Below are 18,789 nucleotides of genomic sequence, written 5' to 3'. Positions count from 1 at the left end.
AATGAGCTGTGAATTTCCTTTATGCCGTCAAAACGTTTACAAGAATGGTTTATGCATCAATCATCATAGAATATACGGCTCCGCTTCACCGGTGAAAAAAGCAGACCCTATTCCTAAGAAAAGCCAAACTCAAAAAGATCTTGACAAAGAGTATTCGAAGCTGGTGCAGGACATGAGAAATGAAAGTCCGCTTTGTGAGGTAAAGATAAAAGGTGTCTGCACGGGAATAATGGAGGGGCTGCACCATCTGCAAAAAAGAACTAGGAAAAATTTGTGCGATCGAAATAATGTTATCCGCGCATGTAACGCCTGTAACTCCTGGATTGAAAAAAATCCACTCGAAGCGATGGACCTCGGCCTATCAATTTCAAAACATAAAAAACAATAATTAATCATGTCAAAAAAGAACTTACCACCTATACACCTAGCTTGTTCAGACGACGAATTACGTCCAGCACTACAGCACGTAGAGATTATAGACGGCATTGCCACCGCCACAAACGCCCATATACTTGCTCAAATGAATTTGAGAACTTACAGCACGCTACCTGATGAATGCATCCGTGCCATGAATGGTAAATTAATTCATCGTGACGTTTGGGCGGAGATAATTGATGCGGATCTTATAGAGGTTAATGATGATATACTTCATTATGAGAAGGGAGGTATTAAAGCAGATGTCAACATCCATTGCGATCTTAAATTTCCCGAATATGATGCTATCGTAAAATCGGTTGCTAACTCAATCTTTGATCGCAAGTCATTCGTCTGCTTCAATCCAAAATACATACAAATAGCAGCAAAGTTATTTCCTTCAGAAAATCTGATCTGTCGATTCTACGAAACAAATGAAATGATGATATTCTTTCCTTCCGGCGAAGCAAAAGGGTATATGGGTATTATGCCTTTAGAGCTTTCAGAAGATGAAGCCACCCTCGACTTCTCTTTGATATAAGAAAAGTAAGATCTGAGCACGGTAATTCATTCATTAAAAGATTATACAAAAAGGAAAATGGTTTGTGATGACAACTGAACAGAAGATATCAGCATATAATGACTTTCTTATCTCCAAAATAAGAGTCGCTGAAAAACATGGCTTTGACACAGATCCTAGCGATTACCATCCGTCAACGAAAGGGCATCAGTCGGCTATTATTCAATGGGGCTGTAAGTTGGGGCGGGCTTTGGTCGCTCCGGATTGCGGTCTGGGAAAAACGCACATCAGCATCGAGGTCGAACGAATGATCATAAAAAAATTTGGCGGAAAAGGTTTGATTGTTACTGAGCTCGGAGCGTCTGAAACCTACATCAATCCGGATCCGGCCGTTGGTGAAGGTGCCAGGCTTGGTGTAAATATGGAGTATGTTACTAATCAGGATGAAGCAAATGCCAGCCAGTGCGATATTGTTGTTACAAATTACGAGCGCGTGAGAATGGGTAGCATCGATTTCAGTCAGTTCACCGTTGTGTGGCTCGATGAAGGCAACTACATTAAGAATATGGCCAGTGAAACAACCGAGGCTTTAGGCAGTCAGTTGAAAAATGTGAAGTACAAATATATCGCTAGCGCCACACCTTCACCAAATGAAGTTCTTGAGCTGGTAAACTACGCTCATGTGCTCGGTATTGCTGATCGCGGTCAGATCCTTACGCAGTTCTTTCAGAGAAATTCTACCAAGGCCGGCGAGCTTACTTTACATCCACAACATGAGGCTGATTTCTGGCTTTGGGTTCACAGCTGGATGGTTGCTATCGAATACCCGTCGGATCTCGGATTTTCAGACGAGGGATATGTGTTGCCAAAATTAAATATTCATTGGATCGAGGTTAAAATGGATAAAGCAATCGATGCCGGCCAGGAAAAGAACGGGCAAGGTAGATTGGTTGCAGATACCGGCGGGAATGATCTACCTACCAATGCAAAAATCAAAAAAGGGAGCATCGATGTTCGATTGAATAAGGCCCTGAAAATTGTCGATAGCTATCCGGATGATCACTTTTTATTGTGGCATCATTTAAATCCTGAACGTGATGCGCTGAACAAAGCTTTCAAAGAAAAGAATTACGGCTATTTAACCGGATCCCAATCTGCAGAAATAAAAGAAAAAAATATTGTAGCTTTTACAAAGGGTGAGCTGAAATACCTCGGCACAAAACCTGAAATAAGCGGCGTTGGTTGCAATTTCCAGCGCTATTGTGGCAAAGCAATAATGCTCGGTGTAAATAACGATTTTAATGACTTATATCAAGTCGTAAAGCGAATCCACCGGCCATTCAGCGGCTTTGATTCTGTTGACTTCTTTATCATTTACACCCCTGAAGAATATCCAATTATCCAAAACCTTAAAAGAAAGTGGAAGCAGCATAATGAGCAACGCGCCTGGTTAAGGGGTCTCGTTTTAAAGCACGGCCTTGATCATCAGGGAATGGTGGAAGAACGGAAGCGGACGTTTAAAACTGATCGGAAGGTATATGAGGGTAAGCATTATAAACTGGTAAGCAACGACTGTACGCGCGAATGGTTCGACCTCGAAGACAACCTGTTTGATTTTCAGAATAGCTCTTTCCCGTTTGGGAATCATTATGAGTACACGAACTATTATAATGATTACGGGCACAATATGAGTAATCAGCAATTTCGCCGGCAGTTGGACTTCTTTCTCCCGGAATATTTTAGAACGCTAAAGCCGGGCCGCATCTCAACCGTTCATCTTAAAAATAGAATTCACTACGGATCCGTAACGGGAAAGGGATTTTCAATTTTTCATCGATTCACGCATTTAGTTTGTGAGGCCATGGAACAGCATGGGTTTGAAACAATGGGATTTCACTACATCCCGACCTGCGTTGTGGGTGAAAATAATCAAACCTACCGCCTCACATTCGGCGAAATGCAGAAAGATAGTACTAAGATGGGCGCCGGCATTCCGGAAGAAATATGGGTATTCAGAAAGCCTCCTACATCAACAGAGAACGCATACGCCGATGTGCCGGTGAAGCATAATTGCGAATGCCCTCTTTGCCATGATCGAAAAGATTATAATTCTTACGTAAGGCCCAACTCAATCCTGCTATCATGCCCGAAATGTAATCAATTCTTTCATGAAAAGGACTTGATCCGACATAGCGAAACGCAATACTCACTACCTCAATGGCAAATTGACGCGGATGCTTTCTGGCTGAGTTCCGGCAACGGACTGATCACTCCTGAGGAAATGGGTAAGTGGGATTTGAAAAGGATCCGCAGATGGTGGAATGAATTTAATCCAGGGGTGATCTATGATTATGATGCTCATATTCAACTACTGGAAGATCTAGAGGGCAAAGGAAAGTTATCAAAGGAGTTCACCACGTTACCGATCGTTTCTAATTCAGACTATATCTGGAATAATGTGAATCGCATGCACGGGCTGAATTTAGAACAGTCGCGACGCAAGCAAAGAAATCACATTTGCCCTCAGCCAACGGATGAGGTTGACCGTGTCATTGAGCTATACTCAAACGAGGGCGACTTGGTTGCGGATCCATTTAACGGCTTAGGTACAACCGGTGTTTGCGCATTAAAAAAGAAGCGGAGGTATTTCGGGACGGAGTTAAATGACGAGTATGCCCGGCATGCTGATTTCTATCTCAAAAAGCAAGAAAACAAAGTTTCAATACCAACATTATTTGACTTATTAACAGCATAATTATGAAAGCATATATCAGCGGAAAAATAACTGGCTCCGAAAGTGATGCCGAAGAAAAGTTCCAAGATGCGGAATCTAAGGTGGCGGCGATGGGCCTCATACCGGTCAATCCGATGACTATAAATCATGAACACGATTTGACGTGGGAAAGCTATATGAAAGAAGATTTGAAGGCGCTATTGGATTGTCAGGCCATCTATATGCTGCCGTGCTGGAAGGATAGTAAAGGCGCTACAATTGAGCACAATCTTGCTTTAGAATTAGGATTAACAGTAATATACGCATAACCATGAAACCAACATCCACCACGGAAACAAAGACCTGCAAAACATGCGAACAGAATAAGCCAGTAGATGAATTCTATCGCGCAAATCCTGACTGGCCAGGTATCATGTATCAGGCTTCTTGCAAAGAGTGTCAGATAAAAAAGGCAAAAGAAAGATATCATCAAAAAGCAATGATCAGTTTTTTTTAATCACTAAAGTAAAACCAGAAATATGACATACAACATCACACCTCCTAAAAGCCAGATATGCGCAATACTGGCCCACTTAATCACCAGATCTGGTGTAAGTGAAAGAGAGCTACCCTTTAACGGTTTCAGGACCAGATTATCAGAATTACGGCGTGAACATGGCCTGAGCATTCAAGTAAGGGATGTGGAGTTTACGAATCAGTTCGGTCGAGATTCCAGGTATCATTTTCACTACCTGCTGGACCAGGACAAAGAAGGTGCGGTTGAATTGTATAAGAAATTAAATGGTTGAGAAAAGCCAATATTAAACATTCGGAGGTATTGAAAATGGCACTTAGAGATCAACCATATTTACCATTATACATTCAAGATTTTTTGACAGATGAAAAGTTGGCCCAATGTTCAGCAAAAGCGACGGGAGTATACATAAGACTACTATGCTTGATGCATAAATCAGAGGATTATGGAAAGCTTTTGCTTAAGCAAAAGCACAAGCAAACCCAAAACCAAATAAAAAATTTCGGCAACCTTATCGTTAAACATATGCCCTACGACTTCCATACCGTGACGGAATCACTTGCGGAGCTGATTGAGGAGAGTGTCCTCACAGTGGAGGGTGATATACTAATCCAAAAGAGAATGGTTAGGGATAATGCAATTAGCGAGAAAAGAGCAATTGCCGGAAAAAAAGGCGGGGAAAAGTCTTTAAAAAAATTTGCTCAGGCAAATATTAAAGCAAAAGGTAAAGCAAACTCTGAATATGAAAATGAAAGTGAAACTGAAAGTAGAAATGATTTAGAGGAAGAGGGTGTGGGAGAAGGAGGCGAATCTGAACTAAACGGATTCATGTCAACCGACTTGCCAAAAGACTTGAAGATGGACGAGCTACAAATCGGACAGACGATCGAATTTATAAAATACACCTGCAGGGTTGACCTGAGCCCTCCGGAAGCAGAAGAATACTTTGAAGCTTTTAAAATTCAAAACCTCGGTAAAAAGCAGTGGTATAACAACCTGTCAGAAGTATTCACTCATTTCCGCAATTCGTTAAAAATCGATTTAAAAAACAATGGAAAAGCAAATAGGACAAATACTAACGGACCTGGCTCCGATAGAAAAAGAGGAACAAGCAGTGACCGTATCGACGCCCTCAAAAACTGGTGAGCTATTGCCCGTTTTAAAAGAACAGCGGATTTGCAGCATTCCAGATCCGGAAGAGCCGCTTAGTGCCGTGCTCAGGTATTGCATGCTTTTGGTCGGGGTTCGGGCTAACAATCTTCCCGGAAAGATCGAAAAGGGTGTGTTACTGCAATTCATCAAGGATAATTACGGGGGACATACAGTATCAGAAATTCGGCTCGCCTTTGATAAAGCGATTGCCGGGAAATTGGACATTGATGATACAAACTGCTACGAAAACTTTTCTCCGGCCTATTTCGCTAAGATAATGAACTCGTACAGGCGTTGGGCGGCTGATCAATACCGACAGGAGGTTAAAGAAGAATTTAAACAACGCGATTACACCGAAGAGGAGCTTCGAATTCAGCAAAGAGTGCGAGCAGCTGAGTTCTACTACCGAATCAAAAACGGAAACGTAGAATCTGTTCCAGACGACGTGAAAGATATCCTGGTGCATGACGGAAAAATTGAAAACGTTCATCAAGCCAGCAGCTTCTTTGTGGATCTGTTGAATAGAGGTGTCACGGGCCTTTACTACGAAAGGATAGACTGAGTATGACTCGCCTGATTCTATACATCAACGGTCATTTTGCAGGTGAAAAGAAAATTAAAATACCGGCATATAATGACGAACGCAATCTGGATGAGAGAATGAGAAAAAAAGAGTTTTTTGTTTCAAAAATGGCGAACTCTCTAAAAAATGAAAAACACGAAATTTTAAAAACAGCAAAGAAGTATGAAATATTCCTTTGCCTTGAAAGTCAAATAATATGAAAAATCAATACGAACCCACACCGATCGCGGTGTATGATATCGAGAAAAAGCAGCCTATCGGTGTGTTTCGATCTTGCAGCGTTGCGGCGAGATATCTTTTCCCGCTCGGGAACAAAGAATCTAACGCACACAGGATTACCGAACGCGCAAACCGTAGAACGCGCATAGCAGGTACCACGCTGGGTACTGTTGCGATACGTTTCGCAAACGAGAAGCAGCGAAAGGTCACAAATGAAATCAGAAACCAAGTTCAATGTTACATATCCGACCCCTCCATCGGTTGGTAAAAATTTATAATCATGTTAGACGGAAACCTGGCCATGGCCAACCAATTTGAAAACAACGAGCCTGACCTTCTCGACTACAAAGGCATTACTGTCATCCAGCCCGATAACGAACTGGAGTATTGGCGGAAGCGCTGTTTGCTGGCTGAAGAGGTTATCCGCGCAAGTCCATGCGATCCGGATATCACTTTGGCGCAATTGAAGGCCGCTAAAAAGTATCATGAATTTTTAAAAGAAAACCGATGAACATAAAACCAATCTTATTCAGTACCGCAATGGTGCAGGCTATTCTGGCAGGAAGGAAAACGCAGACAAGGCGAGTTTGTAAACCTCAGCCTCAGAAACAATGGGCGGTTGAAAAATGGGTAAAAGAAGGCCCGGGCAGTGTTAATGCTTCCGACCTTACTGCCGCTGACATGGAATACGTAGACTTTATTGAAAATGCTAAAATTCAAATAGGCAATATTCTTTGGGTGCGTGAAACTCATTACTCATTCGGGCATTGGACAAAAACAACAGACGTCGAAACTGGAAAAATCGAATGGACTTTCCAAGATCTAACTATCTAAATGGGACATAATTACTTATATGAAGATGCTCCGCCTGAACTGGTATTGAGCAGAAAGACTGGCGGGTTGGGTTTTTACAGGCGTCCCTCCATCTTCATGCCCAAGGAAGCTGCCCGAATTTTCTTAAAAGTTACCAAAGTTCGGGTTGAACGGTTGCATGATATTAGTGTTGGTGATGCTGTTGCCGAAGGAGTTGAAACGTTAGGATTATATCCGGGATATGATATTTCCCCTAAAGGTAAATTCGAAGGTCTTTGGAATAACATCAATAAAAATTGGGACGCCAATCCTTTTGTTTGGGTGTACGATTTCGAACGAGTTGAAAAACCTCACAATTTCCATTAAAAATTATTCACAAAAAACCTCTATAAATATTCATTATGAGTGACTTATTCAACTTAAACGGCGCACATTTTTCACCTTGCGGGAATTACCGGTATGCGCTATGGAGAATATGGGATGACAAAAAGCCGCTCGTGATGTTTATTGGTTTAAATCCTTCAACTGCAAACCAGGATACCAATGATCCTACAATCACCCGTGTTTGCAGAATTTCAAGGTATAATGGTTTTGGTGGGGTGTACATGATGAATTGTTTTCCTTTCGTAACACCCTATCCGGAAAAATTGCAGAAAATACCAGAAGATATAATGCGCATAAATGATGAGTGGCTTGTCAAGGTTTGTATTCAGTGTTCGGATGTGGTGTTTGCTTGGGGCAACTTCGATATAGTGCCGGCTTCTGGTAGGTGGGACCGTCTTGCTAAAATGTTCCCTACCGCTAAGGCTTTACACATTAATAAAAATGGGTCTCCGAAACACCCTCTTTATTGTAAAACCAATTCAAAATTTACAAGCTATTTCCATCATTCTTAAAAAATAAACTCGCAACTATGGCAAAAAAGATAGAGATCACCGAAAAGCAAAAGGCTCAATTCAACCGCATGCTTCAAGCATTACAGCGCATCAAGGCGTATCAGTCACCGGATAGGTTGAGAAAAAATAGCGATAAAGACTGGGGGTTGGAATATGAGGAAGCCCTTGAAATGGCTTATGAAAATATGCAAACCGATGCCTCGAATGGATGTAAGAGTGTCAGGCCATTGTAAATACAATTTTCCACCCGAAATAGATAAATCCAATTACAAAAAAATTAAAACATTATGATATCTCGTGGAATGAAAGGCTCACTAATGCCATTGCTATTGGCCGCTGCAATAGGAACGACTACGCCAATTAACCCTGTTGGAATTGGCAAACCCAAAAAAGCGGTTAAGACACCGTTGTCAAAAAAGCAGAAAAAGAACCGTTCTAAAAATAAAGCGGCCAAACAATCAAGGAAAAACAATCGAAAATTTTAACCAATGCAACTTAAAACAAAATTAATATGAAAACAGGAATTGAAATTATTGCCGACGAAAGACAAAGGCAAAAAGAGGTAGAGGGCTTTACGGCTTCGCATGACGCGGAACATTCAGCAGGTGAGTTAGCTATGGCTGCAATGTGTTATGCTATGGAACCTTGTTGGAGACCCGCAGAAATGGCACCGTTAGGGTGGCCGTGGTGCAGTTGCGATCCTAAAGATGGGTTCCGTCCTTCACCAGATAATAGAATTAAGGAATTGGCAAAAGCGGGAGCTTTAATAGCTGCCGAAATTGATAGACTTCAAAACCTTAAACAATGATTAAAACAAAATTAATCGAAGGCCGCGTAACGATGCTGGCGGCTGATCTGCCGGAGGGGGCGAGCAACGTTAAGGTTGCTAATCATTTTGACGGATTAGCGCTAACGTGGGATGTAGAAACCATGAAAATAGGGTCTATTGAATTACCAGAAGGCAACTGGCAGCCGCTTGGATTTTTGCGGGATATTTCGGAGGAAAAGGCGCGCAAAATAGCTTCTTCAACCCATTTTTCAGGATTAAGAAGGTATCACAAACCGGGAAATATTCTAACGGTTAAAGAGTACTATTCTACGGCATTGAAATTTATCCACTCCCTTATCGAAAGCGAAGTGCAGACGGTTAATCCGTTGGGGAATAAACCTTACTACTCGTTATCTAATTACGGGGCATCACCGGATGGCTTTAAAAAGTTTGAAAGTGATATTGAAGCATGGCTCGCCGCCGAAGCCCAGACCTGGAAAAATATTTTTTTAATGATTAAAATGTAAAGAGATGGAATTAAAAATCAGACGACTATCAGACAACAAAATATTTACTGTGTGGAAATATATAAACACAGACGAGGAAATTAGCGTTTGGTGTCGCGATTGGTACGGGCGACATATAATTGGTGCAGATTGTGAATTTTATAAACCCGATAGCAATGACTAACACAATACAGCCGCAGGAGTTGCGCGTTGGAAATCTCGTGTTAATAGACGGGGTGCCGAAATCGGTGATTGAAATATCAATACATGGAGTTTGTTACGTTGATGACATTAAGCTTTTCGAAACCTACGGCAACATTAGCCCCATCCCGATCACCGAAGAAATACTGATTAAGGCGGGGTTTGAAAAAAGTTTCGGAACAAATTGGGAGTATGAACGTAGCATTGGCGCTATTAAAATGTATTGCCTATGGAATACTGAATGGTATTTTGAATTAGGCGGTATTTACTTAGGAGATCACCCAAAATATTTACATCAATTGCAGAATATCTATTATTCCCTGTTGGGTAAGGAACTGGAAATAAAACTTTAACCAATGAATAAAGAAGCCTTAGCCGATCGATGGCAAATTTTAGATAAAAGAGCGTGGAGGTTGTATATCATAAATAACGCCGCTACCAATGACGCAAAAACTTTTATCAGATCGCAACGCCTGCTTATTAAAACCGAAAGGAAAATCAAAATAATCGAGCGCCTTTTGCGCTGGAAGTAAAACTTTAAAGCTATGCAACACAATTTAAAAACTATTCAACCTTATTTCGACAGAGTTTATAATTTGGAAAAAACCTTTGAGGTTAGAAAAGATGATAGACATTTTCAATCAGGTGACTTCGTTATACTACACGAATACGACGATAAATCAGGAAGTTACACCGGTCGTAAAGTTTCTGGCTTTATAAGGTATGTTCTTCGGGATTATGAGCATATTTCGCCAGGGTACGTTGTATTCTCGTTAGATATTCAACATTGTGAGTAAAACTTTAAAACAATTAAAATGAAAACAGGAAAGTATAAAGTAACAGGTCTGTCAAAAGGCAACAGATTTACGTTTGAAAATAACAATGGAACATGGTGGGCAAAATCTGCCATGCCCGATGATAGATTTCAAGCATTATTTGAATGGGCGAAATCCGATAAAGGTTTTTGGTTTCAAAATATTTTAGCCAATGTTTCTTATGAGGAATTAAGTTGGGACGGCACGCCTATCGACGGTAAAGTTGTCGGAATAGAGGTAGAATTTTTAAATTAAAAACAGAAGTAAAATGAATGAAGAATTATTAAACCTATTAGAAAGAGCCTCTGGTTTAGTAGGAAATCCCGGAGTAAACATAAGCTCAAGTACGGATATTGCCTGTGATAAGTGGCAGGAAGATTACGAAGCGTACATAGCAAAGATCAAACAGCAAACCGAAAAAATGAACAATTGCTTTACCGGCAATGATATTTCAGGGCACCTTGTTGATTGGTTTGACAAAGGCGGCGTAATAAGTGAAGCCAAACCCCTACTCGATTACCTCAACGCCCGTGCAGCAGCATACGCCAGAGCCTATGCGATTAAAGTTCTGGAAAAGGCGGCGGAGAATGCTAAGACAAGGAAGTTAGGTAAAGGTCTTCCAGTTATAAGAATAGTTGACAAAGATTCAATCACAGACGAAAAAAATTTAGAGGTATGAAAACGGGAAAATGCTCTTATTGCGGATATGTCGGTTTCTGTTATGAGACAAAAGTTTCAAATTTTAGAACATACTTTTTGAAGGTAATAAAACTCTATTGCGCCTTCTGTTTTTTTAAAATAAAAATATTGAAAAAGAAATGAAAACAATCAACCCACAACGCGCCGTTATAGTTGATCTTGATTGGTTGGAAGGCGAGATAAAAGCCATAAAAACTGCCCTAAGTACTGGGTTTAATGCAGAACTTGAAGGTCAAGAATATGCCTTTAATAAAGTTTTGGAAAACTCCACCCCATTATCAAAGGTGTGTGAGGAGGCGTACAATCAAGGCGCAATAAATCAAGAAACAACATTCAACGACATAACTAACAGGCGTTATGATAAATTAAAACGAGACTTTCTTAATTCTAAAATCGAATTGAAATGAAAATAGACAAATGTAGTTGTTGCGGGTATATAGGAGCTTGCTACGACGTAAAGGTTTGCAATTTAAAAACTTTTTTTCAAAAGGTATTGAGGCCATATTGCATATTCTGTTTCATGAAATTAACAAAATTAAAAAAGAAATGAACCCAGGTAAAATTGCTATTGTCGGTAGCGGCCATATTGGGAAGACTGCGGAAACATTAGCCAGTATTTCAGAAAAAACCGGCAAATCAATCGCTATTGTCCAGCCGGAATATCAGAAAGTTAAAAAGGTCGAGATTTTTGAAAACTTGTATGCAAATCAAAACGGCATTATTACCTGTAGTGGCCGGCACGAATACCGAGAATACAAAGGACAATGGATCTGCCATTGCGGTAAAATTCTTACATAAAACATTCGGGAAATGAGCAACCGCTGGACACAGGAAGATATCGATCGCTTCAACGCAAAAAAGGGGAATTTACCCTCTAAAATTCCAGATACTCCAAGTCAGAATTCCGGAAAAACGGGTAATTCCGCTCGAATTCCGGAAAATCCGATGTTCGCGCTTGGCCGTATGAAGGCCGGGAAAATGAATAAAACCGAAACTTTGTATGCCGCCCGGTTGGAAGCGCTTAAGCACGCTGGTGAAGTCGTGTGGTATCTTTTTGAGCCCATGAACTTACGCCTCGCCGATAAGTGCTTTTATAAAGTTGATTTTCTTGTCATGGTCAAAACTGGCTTGCTGGAGGTGCATGAGGTAAAAGGCGGCTTTATTACCGATGACGCTCTGGTTAAGATTAAAACAGCCGCTGAAATATTCCCATTTCGTTTTATCATGGCAAAACTGGTGAAAGGTGAATGGGAAGTGCGGGAGTTTTAAAAACGGTGTTATCATATAGATTTAAAAAATCTCTAAATAATTTATCTTTGGATTATGAAACTTACAGATAAGCAAATACTTTTCGTTACTTACTATTTGGAAGATTTAAATGCAGCTCGAGCAGCGGAACGCGCCGGTTATTCTAAAAGAGCTGCACGAAATATCGGTTCTGAAAACCTAACAAAACCGTACATCCAAGAAGAAATCGAAAGGCAACGCCTTGAATTGCAGAGGAGATCTGAACTTACCACTGACCTAGTAATAAACGAATTGCGCGCTCTTGGCTTCTATTCTATTGAAACTTTTATTGAAACTAATAATAGGATAAAGGATTTAACAACACTAACAACGGATCAATTAAAGCCTGTTATTGGGATTAAGGTTACGGAAAAAATAACAACCATCGGCGATGTAACTGAAAAAACGATAACCACTGACCTTAAATTGTCTGACAAGAGAGGCTCTTTGGTTGATCTTGGAAGGCACCTCGGTATTTTCGACAAGGATAATAAGCAAAAGAAAATTAAAATAAAAGTTACGCGCAAGTAATGGCTTTTGAAGAGGTTGAAATAGAAATTGACAATTCTGTCTATTTGGATTGTTACCATCATTTACTTGAAGATAATGACATTGATATTGAGTTGGTTTGGGGTGGTCGCGATTCCGGAAAAAGCCATTTTGTAGGGCAGAAATCTGTTGAGGATAGCTTTACCCTTGATTATTTTCGGTGTATTTTAATTAAAGAAACACACGAAGCAATTCGCGACTCCCAGGTTGCCATGATTCAGGAGATAGTTGAAGATTGGCAACTCGATGATTTATTTGATGTTTTAAAGCAGCCATTAGAAATTAGATGCATTAATCAAAATAAATTTTTAGCACGTGGAACGGATAAGCCGGGAAAACTTAGATCAATTACCAATCCTTCTCATGTTTGGATTGAAGAGGGTAATCAGTTAACAGAAACGGCATTTATCACTATTCTTACATCGCTACGTAATAAGTATGGACGGGTAAAGCTTTGGATATCTTTCAATCCGGAAGCTACTTGCCCGGATTACGTTGATTTTTGGCTATACAAAACATTTTTTGCAAAGTATTATCCAAGAGATCTGTCTTTTACCTCTGAGCTAGTTATTGATGTACCGGGCAAGGATCCCGTAAAATTAAAGTACCGTTCTACGCATACCACATATAAGGATAATCCGTTTGTTTCGCCTCAACGTGTGGCGTTTCATGAAGCGCTGAAAGACTTGAATTACCACTGGTATCAAGTATTTACATTAGGACTATGGGGTAATCAGGAAAATGACTGTCCCTGGCTCTTCGCCTTCAATCGAAAAGTACATGTAGCTGAACAAGAATTGCACGCTACGAAGAAGGAAGTATTATTCCTCTCTTGGGATTTTAACAGAAATCCAATGGTTTGCACTGTGATGCAGAATTATAACGACACTTTGTATATAATCGATGTAATCAAGGTTAAAAATGTAGGTACTGAAGGGCTCTGTGAGATAGTTTTAACTAAATACCCTGGATTTCTATATATGGTAACCGGAGACTACTCTGGAGATACCGCCAGCTCCCTTTATAAAGAGCAAGTGACAAATTTTACACTGATTAAAAGCATGTTAAAGCTTAGCGATGGGCAAATAAAAATATCGCCTAACCCACGTCTTGAAAAAAATCAAACACTTGTAAATACCGTTTTCCATTCTTACAAAGTACTCATGTGCCCCGTTAAGGCTAAGCCTGCCATATATGATGCAGAAAACGTTAAAAAGCGTCCGGACGGCACAATTGTTAAAGATAATAGAGATGATCCCGCTCAGCAGGCGGACGTTTTGGACACTATTCGGTATTGGATTAATCAGTTCATGGGCTGGTTTATCAAAAAATAAAATGCTCATTTTGATTTATAATTTATCTTTATAATAAATTTGCTCTCATGAGTTGCGAATCAGGATGTTTTCAAGTTCAAGTTTCCGGATGTGATAATATTGAGTTGCCAATTCAATTGGCGGCAATGTCACCTTATAAGGTTCGGTTGCAACGACCAGGTATGAAATCGGTCTACGAACGCGATGTTACCACTAATAGCAACGGACACCCCATTTTGACCGGATACCCAGCAGGTTTATTAAACCGCGGAGAAACATTCAAAGCGACAATTCACAACGCGGCGGGCGACACAGTGCAGTTTGTTGTTGAAAGCAATACCTATTCGTGCATCCAAATCACTTTCGTAGCATACAGATGATTCAACAAGCCCTTATACTGAGTTTACAGATTTTGGCAATTCACGCCATCACCCTTCCGGGCATGATTGCGGAGCGTCCAAGAGCGATTGTTGCAACATGGATGGATAAAACTTTCGGCTTAAAGTGGAGTAAAACTATTCAAAAGCCGCTTTGGGGTTGCATTATTTGTATGTCTGGAATATGGACCATCATATTGACAATGAGCTTTGATTTGAAGCTGATTTTTATTGTTTGCGGAATTAATGTAATTGCTGACAAATTGATCTACAATGAATGAGATTTTGAATAGATACGGGTTTTCGATGTATTATGAGTGTAAAGTTTGCGGCGCTCAAAAAAAACATTACAACAATCGGCAAAAGCCCGGTTTTGACATTATTGTTAATACTAAAACCAATGTATTCTCAATATTCAAAAATAACATGCTTATTGAGGGGCCTTATATGGCCGACCAGCTTGAAGATAAACTGAAAAGTATATGATGGTAATTACCGGAAATAACAAACCTAATCCAAAGAAGATTTTTCCAAATTGTAAGCATATTATCGATTATGCCTTTACAATTAAAGATCGTCATTATTTTCAATTCAACGACCCGTTGAACATGCCTTACGATCGCGCAATGAAAGCCCTTGTATATTACAAAGAGGTTGACATGAATATTAGTCGGGAGGTTTTAGCGCAGCATACTACTGCGTTTGATTCTGTATTTCAAAAAGCTCAGATGAATATCGATGATTTAATCGAACTAAAGCGGCTCAATAATTTACTAAAAGAACGGATCGAATTGCCTAAAGAGCCAGATCTCATGTACAAACTAGCGGCGGTAGTTTTTTTCGATCAGTTTGAAAATCCCGACACGTACGAGTTTAAGTATGGAGAAAACAAAATCAGGCATTGGAAAAAAGAATCCGACCTCAAGAGTTTTTTTTTGTCAATGCCGCTCAGAACATTGATTCCGTATTTAGATTATGTAGGCGAGAATTTAATTACGTTTTCCCTGATGACCGAAAAAAGGACAGGGATATATATGGAAGCTCTATCATCCATGCAATCAAAAGGGTAGAGAACGACCTGGCGAAACAGGTAAAACTTGTAACCGGCTCCATATCTGGAGCAATACTTCATCATTTAACTATCTACGAATTTTATTTTGAACTAAATGAGCTTATTAAAAAGTCATTGAGGGAAAAATCGATTCGTGCCGGCACATCTAAAAGACGATGAGTGATGTATTAATAAATTTCAGGACGGAAGATGCGAGCCTCGATCAAGCCGCTGCTAAGTTAGATAAAATGACAGAAGCGGAAAAGGATCTGGCTGCTCAGGCTAAGAAAACCTATTCCGATATGGACAATTCTCAGAAGAGGATTGCTTCGTCTATTGATAACATGACAAAGGCGTCCAAATCATTGGATAAGTCAATTATTGCCGGTGCATATAAGAAATATTTACAGACAATTCAAAAAGAACTGGGATTAACTCAAAAAGAAGTTCAGGGATATATCAAAATAGCAAGGCAGGCCGCTCAGCAAAATATTCTGACCGAGGAAGATCAGTCCCGGGTGAAAGAGTTCGAAGTTTCTTTGAGTGTTTTAAATGATACACTCGAAGAGTTCAGCAATAAAGAAGATCAAACAATCCAAAAAACAAAAACCTTTCGACAGGAAATTAGAGAGGCGGAAATTGCCTTGAAAGAAATGTATGAAGCTGGCAAGGCAGGAACTCCTGAGTTTGATCAGCTTCAGCAAAAGATCGGAGACCTGAAAGATGAATATGGCGATTTTCAGAACACTTTTAAAACTTTAGGATCTGATACGAGATCAATTGACGGCCTTATTTCGCTTACAGCCGGTTTAACTGGTGGATTTGCTGCTGTTCAAGGCGCAGCTGCTCTTTTTGGCGATGAGAATGAAGATTTACAAGAAGCTTTATTGAAGGTGAATGCCGCTATGTCGGTATTAATGGGCCTTCAGCAACTTCAGGCTGTTTTGCAGAAAGATAGTGCTGCGATGATTCTGTTGACTACTATTCGCACTAAGGCTCAAACCGTCGCTACTAATATTCAAACGGCAGCTACTGGTGCCGGTACCGTTGCAACCAAAGCTTTGAATGTTGCAATGGCAGCATCTCCTATCGGTTTGTTTATCGTTGGGTTGACAGCGGCAATAGCTGTGTTAAACAGTTTCGCAGATTCAGCTGAGAATGCCACCGAACAAATGGATGCGCTCAATGAATCCGCGGATAAATGGCTGGACTTTTATGAAAAAGAAGCCAAGACAAATCAAAAATGGCTTGATCGAAATGCAGAGATAAAAAAAAATCAGGAGCTCATTAAAACCTTAGAGGTTATGGGCGGCAATCTAAGTGAGATCAACAGGCTCAAAAATAGAAACCTCCAACTTGAAAAGGTAAATACTCAGGTTCAGTTAATGGGCGTAAAAGCGGCACAGGAACAGGCTGCTGACAAAAAAAGATATACTGAACAAGAGGTCGAATTAAAAAGCAAGCTGTATGAACAAGATCAAGAGATTAACCGCAACAATATTCAACTTGGAAAAGATCAGGCTGCAGCCGCTAAAGAGGCGGCAGATAAAAGAAAACAAGCTGCTCAGGAGGCGCTTGAGAATAATAAGCAGATTTTATCCGAAAGAAAGGCGCTAATTGAAGCGGAATTATCTGAGCTCAAACGTGCCGGCCGCGAAGAGGAAGATATCTATTTACAGAAACAAAAAGCAGCCATTGATGCGCAGGCTGCGATCGCCGCAATTGACATAAAAGGCATCAACCAGCGCAAGGCAATTTTCGCAAAAGCCGAGGAAGATAAAGACGCTCTTGTAAAGTCATACCAGGAAAAGCAAACCGCCCGACAATACGAAATTGATAAAAAAGAAATTGACGCGCGATTGTCAGTCGTGGAAGAGGGTTCTGAGGCTGAGTTGATCTTAAAAAAGGAAGCTTTGGAGCGAGATGCATCGAATGAGCAGCTTGCCGCAGCGAATACTATCAAAAACGAAAAGGAGTTGGCTGCGATTCGTATTGCTATCAAAACAAAATTGCAGTCAGACCTTCAAAAACTTGATGAGGAGTTTGCGAAAAAGCAACTTCAAAATAAAACAGAGCTTTCTCTCATAAATGACCAAGCTGATATCCTTGCCAAACAGCGTGAGCTGATCGGGGTGAAGGATAAGGCGCAAATTTCCCGAATCAATCAGGAAATAATTGACATCAAGCTTGCTGGCATCGAAAAAGAAGAGGCTTTAAATGAAGAGTTGTATTCAAAAGGATTGATTTCAGAGGCAGAGTATCTAAAGGCTAAAGCCGAGCTGAACAATAAGTATTTATCAGAGGAAAACACCGCCACACAGTCAGCTTATGATGAACGAGAGCGCATGATCCAGGCTTATTACAATTCTGTAAACAGGCAGATTGAATCAACCTTTTCTTTAATGGCGAGTAGTTTAGACGAAACCCTTATTAATAGCGAAGGATTAAAATCAGGCCTGCAATCTGCGATGCAAGTTTACGCAGAGTTTGTGAAAATACAGCAATCCGACGCCACTCAAGCAGAAAAGAATCGAGCACTGGCCGTGGCTGGAATCGCAGCTGCTCAGCAAACTTTGAATGGTGTTTTCGCGCAAGCGGCAAATGAGCGAATGGCACAGTTGGATGCCCAGCTCAGCGCTTTAGATGAAGCTAAGCAAAGGGAACTTGATAATAAAAATCTCACTGAAGAACAGAAAAGCCAAATTGACGAAAAGTACCGAAAGAAAGAGGCGGCTGCGAAACGGGCGGCATGGGAGGCTGACAAACGAGCAAGACGATCTCAGGCTGTTATCAACACAGCCCTGGCGGTCGTTAACGCTTTAGCTACGGCGCCAACTATAATAGCCGGTATAGCATTAGCGGCTGTAGCGGGTGTAATGGGAGCGGTGCAGGTAGCTAAGATATCCAATGAGCCTGTTCCAAAATTCAGACATGGGAAAGTGAACATCTCGGGTCCGGGATCAGACACCTCTGATTCTATTCCGGCGATGATATCAAGAGGTGAATCTGTTATAAATGCGAAATCAACAAGAAAGTGGGAGGATGCGCTGATTGCTATTAATAACGACAAATTTGAGGGATGGCTTGATAATCGATTTACAGATTTCTCTTTTCCTGAAATACCTCCTATGCTGTGGAAGTCATTCGAGGATCGGAAAAATGACGGTATAGATTATGACAAGCTTGCCACCGCCATGGCCAAGCATCTTCCGGAAGCAACTTATATACAAAACAATTTTAATGAAGGTGATTTTCAGCATTGGGTTACAAAGGGCGGAAATAGAACCAGATTTCATAACAAAAGATATTCAATGAAATGATTTGGAGGTTTACCATAATAGACCGAAATAATGACCAGCATGTTATCGATGAGCCGA

The 18,789-nt window shown here is 40.6% G+C and carries 29 protein-coding genes; all 29 read left to right on the top strand.

All coding sequences use genetic code 11. The annotated features are described in order from the left end of the window. The first annotated feature begins 91 nt into the window (after positions 1–91). On the top strand, positions 92–388 hold the full coding sequence (locus tag ABDK00_RS14210) for a hypothetical protein (RefSeq protein ID WP_428400337.1): 297 nt from the start codon (positions 92–94) through the stop codon (positions 386–388). Between the two features lie 6 nt (positions 389–394). Next, on the top strand, positions 395–955 hold the full coding sequence (locus ABDK00_RS14205) for a hypothetical protein (protein WP_346236716.1): 561 nt from the start codon (positions 395–397) through the stop codon (positions 953–955). Between the two features lie 67 nt (positions 956–1,022). After that, a complete protein-coding gene (locus ABDK00_RS14200) occupies positions 1,023–3,689 on the top strand; it encodes a DNA methyltransferase (RefSeq protein ID WP_346236717.1) in 2,667 nt (888 codons plus the stop codon). Between the two features lie 2 nt (positions 3,690–3,691). After that, the gene (locus ABDK00_RS14195) at positions 3,692–3,976 is read left to right on the top strand and encodes a DUF4406 domain-containing protein (RefSeq protein WP_346236718.1); all 285 of its coding nucleotides are present in this window, start codon (positions 3,692–3,694) and stop codon (positions 3,974–3,976) included. A gap of 731 nt (positions 3,977–4,707) precedes the next feature. Further along, on the top strand, positions 4,708–5,328 hold the full coding sequence (locus tag ABDK00_RS14190) for a hypothetical protein (RefSeq protein WP_428400336.1): 621 nt from the start codon (positions 4,708–4,710) through the stop codon (positions 5,326–5,328). Beyond that, the gene (locus ABDK00_RS14185) at positions 5,297–5,896 is read left to right on the top strand and encodes a hypothetical protein (protein ID WP_346236720.1); all 600 of its coding nucleotides are present in this window, start codon (positions 5,297–5,299) and stop codon (positions 5,894–5,896) included. The genes ABDK00_RS14190 and ABDK00_RS14185 overlap by 32 nt, the downstream gene beginning before the upstream one ends. A gap of 2 nt (positions 5,897–5,898) precedes the next feature. Continuing rightward, positions 5,899–6,117: a hypothetical protein gene (locus ABDK00_RS14180; protein ID WP_346236721.1), complete on the top strand. Its 219-nt coding sequence runs from the start codon at positions 5,899–5,901 to the stop codon at positions 6,115–6,117. Then, entirely contained in the window at positions 6,114–6,404 is a 291-nt protein-coding gene (locus ABDK00_RS14175; protein ID WP_346236722.1) for an NUMOD1 domain-containing DNA-binding protein, read from the top strand. Before ABDK00_RS14180 ends, ABDK00_RS14175 begins: the two co-directional genes overlap by 4 nt. A 12-nt stretch (positions 6,405–6,416) precedes the next feature. After that, a complete protein-coding gene (locus tag ABDK00_RS14170; RefSeq protein ID WP_346236723.1) occupies positions 6,417–6,647 on the top strand; it encodes a hypothetical protein in 231 nt (76 codons plus the stop codon). Next, a complete protein-coding gene (locus ABDK00_RS14165; RefSeq protein WP_346236724.1) occupies positions 6,644–6,970 on the top strand; it encodes a hypothetical protein in 327 nt (108 codons plus the stop codon). Before ABDK00_RS14170 ends, ABDK00_RS14165 begins: the two co-directional genes overlap by 4 nt. After that, positions 6,971–7,315: a hypothetical protein gene (locus tag ABDK00_RS14160; protein WP_346236726.1), complete on the top strand. Its 345-nt coding sequence runs from the start codon at positions 6,971–6,973 to the stop codon at positions 7,313–7,315. 35 nt (positions 7,316–7,350) lie between these two features. Next, positions 7,351–7,845, top strand: a complete 495-nt coding sequence (locus ABDK00_RS14155) for a DUF1643 domain-containing protein (RefSeq protein WP_346236727.1) — start codon at positions 7,351–7,353, stop codon at positions 7,843–7,845. A 17-nt stretch (positions 7,846–7,862) separates the two neighbouring features. Next, positions 7,863–8,078: a hypothetical protein gene (locus tag ABDK00_RS14150; protein WP_346236728.1), complete on the top strand. Its 216-nt coding sequence runs from the start codon at positions 7,863–7,865 to the stop codon at positions 8,076–8,078. 278 nt (positions 8,079–8,356) lie between these two features. Continuing rightward, positions 8,357–8,653, top strand: coding sequence for a hypothetical protein (locus ABDK00_RS14145; protein ID WP_346236729.1), 297 nt, complete (start codon positions 8,357–8,359; stop codon positions 8,651–8,653). Beyond that, on the top strand, positions 8,650–9,141 hold the full coding sequence (locus ABDK00_RS14140; protein ID WP_346236730.1) for a hypothetical protein: 492 nt from the start codon (positions 8,650–8,652) through the stop codon (positions 9,139–9,141). Before ABDK00_RS14145 ends, ABDK00_RS14140 begins: the two co-directional genes overlap by 4 nt. Before the next feature lie 155 nt (positions 9,142–9,296). Beyond that, positions 9,297–9,674, top strand: coding sequence for a hypothetical protein (locus ABDK00_RS14135; protein WP_346236731.1), 378 nt, complete (start codon positions 9,297–9,299; stop codon positions 9,672–9,674). 3 nt (positions 9,675–9,677) lie between these two features. Then, complete coding sequence (locus ABDK00_RS14130) at positions 9,678–9,854, top strand: hypothetical protein (protein WP_346236732.1); 177 nt, start codon at positions 9,678–9,680, stop codon at positions 9,852–9,854. Between the two features lie 12 nt (positions 9,855–9,866). After that, positions 9,867–10,118, top strand: a complete 252-nt coding sequence (locus ABDK00_RS14125; protein WP_425474781.1) for a DUF3850 domain-containing protein — start codon at positions 9,867–9,869, stop codon at positions 10,116–10,118. Positions 10,119–10,136: 18 nt separating this feature from the next. Further along, complete coding sequence (locus ABDK00_RS14120) at positions 10,137–10,391, top strand: hypothetical protein (RefSeq protein WP_346236733.1); 255 nt, start codon at positions 10,137–10,139, stop codon at positions 10,389–10,391. A gap of 13 nt (positions 10,392–10,404) precedes the next feature. Then, the gene (locus ABDK00_RS14115; RefSeq protein ID WP_346236734.1) at positions 10,405–10,815 is read left to right on the top strand and encodes a hypothetical protein; all 411 of its coding nucleotides are present in this window, start codon (positions 10,405–10,407) and stop codon (positions 10,813–10,815) included. A 139-nt stretch (positions 10,816–10,954) separates the two neighbouring features. Continuing rightward, a complete protein-coding gene (locus tag ABDK00_RS14110) occupies positions 10,955–11,242 on the top strand; it encodes a hypothetical protein (RefSeq protein ID WP_346236735.1) in 288 nt (95 codons plus the stop codon). 139 nt (positions 11,243–11,381) lie between these two features. After that, positions 11,382–11,633 carry a hypothetical protein gene (locus ABDK00_RS14105; RefSeq protein WP_346236737.1) on the top strand — a complete coding sequence of 84 codons (252 nt, stop codon included), beginning with the start codon at positions 11,382–11,384 and terminating at the stop codon, positions 11,631–11,633. Positions 11,634–11,645: 12 nt separating this feature from the next. Then, a complete protein-coding gene (locus ABDK00_RS14100; RefSeq protein ID WP_346236739.1) occupies positions 11,646–12,104 on the top strand; it encodes a hypothetical protein in 459 nt (152 codons plus the stop codon). A gap of 54 nt (positions 12,105–12,158) precedes the next feature. Next, a complete protein-coding gene (locus tag ABDK00_RS14095; protein ID WP_346236741.1) occupies positions 12,159–12,653 on the top strand; it encodes a terminase small subunit in 495 nt (164 codons plus the stop codon). Further along, positions 12,653–14,005 carry a phage terminase large subunit gene (locus ABDK00_RS14090; protein WP_346236742.1) on the top strand — a complete coding sequence of 451 codons (1,353 nt, stop codon included), beginning with the start codon at positions 12,653–12,655 and terminating at the stop codon, positions 14,003–14,005. Before ABDK00_RS14095 ends, ABDK00_RS14090 begins: the two co-directional genes overlap by 1 nt. Positions 14,006–14,130: 125 nt before the next feature. After that, a complete protein-coding gene (locus ABDK00_RS14085; protein ID WP_346236743.1) occupies positions 14,131–14,364 on the top strand; it encodes a hypothetical protein in 234 nt (77 codons plus the stop codon). Further along, positions 14,361–14,642 (top strand): hypothetical protein, encoded by a 282-nt coding sequence (locus ABDK00_RS14080; RefSeq protein WP_346236744.1) that lies wholly within the window; start codon positions 14,361–14,363, stop codon positions 14,640–14,642. Before ABDK00_RS14085 ends, ABDK00_RS14080 begins: the two co-directional genes overlap by 4 nt. A gap of 201 nt (positions 14,643–14,843) precedes the next feature. Continuing rightward, positions 14,844–15,431 (top strand): hypothetical protein, encoded by a 588-nt coding sequence (locus tag ABDK00_RS14075; protein WP_346236745.1) that lies wholly within the window; start codon positions 14,844–14,846, stop codon positions 15,429–15,431. 157 nt (positions 15,432–15,588) lie between these two features. After that, a complete protein-coding gene (locus tag ABDK00_RS14070; protein WP_346236746.1) occupies positions 15,589–18,732 on the top strand; it encodes a hypothetical protein in 3,144 nt (1,047 codons plus the stop codon). Positions 18,733–18,789 lie beyond the last annotated feature (57 nt).

Source organism: Niabella insulisoli (genome assembly GCF_039652435.2).
Taxonomy (GTDB): Bacteria; Bacteroidota; Bacteroidia; order Chitinophagales; family Chitinophagaceae; genus Niabella; species Niabella insulamsoli.
This window is presented reverse-complemented; position numbering and strand designations above follow the sequence as displayed.

Bases quoted from the DNA above. Each gene is read 5' to 3' on its own strand.
- ABDK00_RS14205 (WP_346236716.1), top strand. From the start codon at position 395: ATGTCAAAAAAGAACTTACCACCTATACACCTAGCTTGTTCAGACGAC.
- ABDK00_RS14200 (WP_346236717.1), top strand. From the start codon at position 1,023: ATGACAACTGAACAGAAGATATCAGCATATAATGACTTTCTTATCTCC.
- ABDK00_RS14195 (WP_346236718.1), top strand. From the start codon at position 3,692: ATGAAAGCATATATCAGCGGAAAAATAACTGGCTCCGAAAGTGATGCC.
- ABDK00_RS14190 (WP_428400336.1), top strand. From the start codon at position 4,708: ATGCCCTACGACTTCCATACCGTGACGGAATCACTTGCGGAGCTGATT.
- ABDK00_RS14180 (WP_346236721.1), top strand. From the start codon at position 5,899: ATGACTCGCCTGATTCTATACATCAACGGTCATTTTGCAGGTGAAAAG.
- ABDK00_RS14175 (WP_346236722.1), top strand. From the start codon at position 6,114: ATGAAAAATCAATACGAACCCACACCGATCGCGGTGTATGATATCGAG.
- ABDK00_RS14170 (WP_346236723.1), top strand. From the start codon at position 6,417: ATGTTAGACGGAAACCTGGCCATGGCCAACCAATTTGAAAACAACGAG.
- ABDK00_RS14165 (WP_346236724.1), top strand. From the start codon at position 6,644: ATGAACATAAAACCAATCTTATTCAGTACCGCAATGGTGCAGGCTATT.
- ABDK00_RS14160 (WP_346236726.1), top strand. From the start codon at position 6,971: ATGGGACATAATTACTTATATGAAGATGCTCCGCCTGAACTGGTATTG.
- ABDK00_RS14155 (WP_346236727.1), top strand. From the start codon at position 7,351: ATGAGTGACTTATTCAACTTAAACGGCGCACATTTTTCACCTTGCGGG.
- ABDK00_RS14150 (WP_346236728.1), top strand. From the start codon at position 7,863: ATGGCAAAAAAGATAGAGATCACCGAAAAGCAAAAGGCTCAATTCAAC.
- ABDK00_RS14145 (WP_346236729.1), top strand. From the start codon at position 8,357: ATGAAAACAGGAATTGAAATTATTGCCGACGAAAGACAAAGGCAAAAA.
- ABDK00_RS14140 (WP_346236730.1), top strand. From the start codon at position 8,650: ATGATTAAAACAAAATTAATCGAAGGCCGCGTAACGATGCTGGCGGCT.
- ABDK00_RS14135 (WP_346236731.1), top strand. From the start codon at position 9,297: ATGACTAACACAATACAGCCGCAGGAGTTGCGCGTTGGAAATCTCGTG.
- ABDK00_RS14130 (WP_346236732.1), top strand. From the start codon at position 9,678: ATGAATAAAGAAGCCTTAGCCGATCGATGGCAAATTTTAGATAAAAGA.
- ABDK00_RS14125 (WP_425474781.1), top strand. From the start codon at position 9,867: ATGCAACACAATTTAAAAACTATTCAACCTTATTTCGACAGAGTTTAT.
- ABDK00_RS14120 (WP_346236733.1), top strand. From the start codon at position 10,137: ATGAAAACAGGAAAGTATAAAGTAACAGGTCTGTCAAAAGGCAACAGA.
- ABDK00_RS14115 (WP_346236734.1), top strand. From the start codon at position 10,405: ATGAATGAAGAATTATTAAACCTATTAGAAAGAGCCTCTGGTTTAGTA.
- ABDK00_RS14110 (WP_346236735.1), top strand. From the start codon at position 10,955: ATGAAAACAATCAACCCACAACGCGCCGTTATAGTTGATCTTGATTGG.
- ABDK00_RS14105 (WP_346236737.1), top strand. From the start codon at position 11,382: ATGAACCCAGGTAAAATTGCTATTGTCGGTAGCGGCCATATTGGGAAG.
- ABDK00_RS14100 (WP_346236739.1), top strand. From the start codon at position 11,646: ATGAGCAACCGCTGGACACAGGAAGATATCGATCGCTTCAACGCAAAA.
- ABDK00_RS14095 (WP_346236741.1), top strand. From the start codon at position 12,159: ATGAAACTTACAGATAAGCAAATACTTTTCGTTACTTACTATTTGGAA.
- ABDK00_RS14090 (WP_346236742.1), top strand. From the start codon at position 12,653: ATGGCTTTTGAAGAGGTTGAAATAGAAATTGACAATTCTGTCTATTTG.
- ABDK00_RS14085 (WP_346236743.1), top strand. From the start codon at position 14,131: ATGTCACCTTATAAGGTTCGGTTGCAACGACCAGGTATGAAATCGGTC.
- ABDK00_RS14080 (WP_346236744.1), top strand. From the start codon at position 14,361: ATGATTCAACAAGCCCTTATACTGAGTTTACAGATTTTGGCAATTCAC.
- ABDK00_RS14075 (WP_346236745.1), top strand. From the start codon at position 14,844: ATGATGGTAATTACCGGAAATAACAAACCTAATCCAAAGAAGATTTTT.
- ABDK00_RS14070 (WP_346236746.1), top strand. From the start codon at position 15,589: ATGAGTGATGTATTAATAAATTTCAGGACGGAAGATGCGAGCCTCGAT.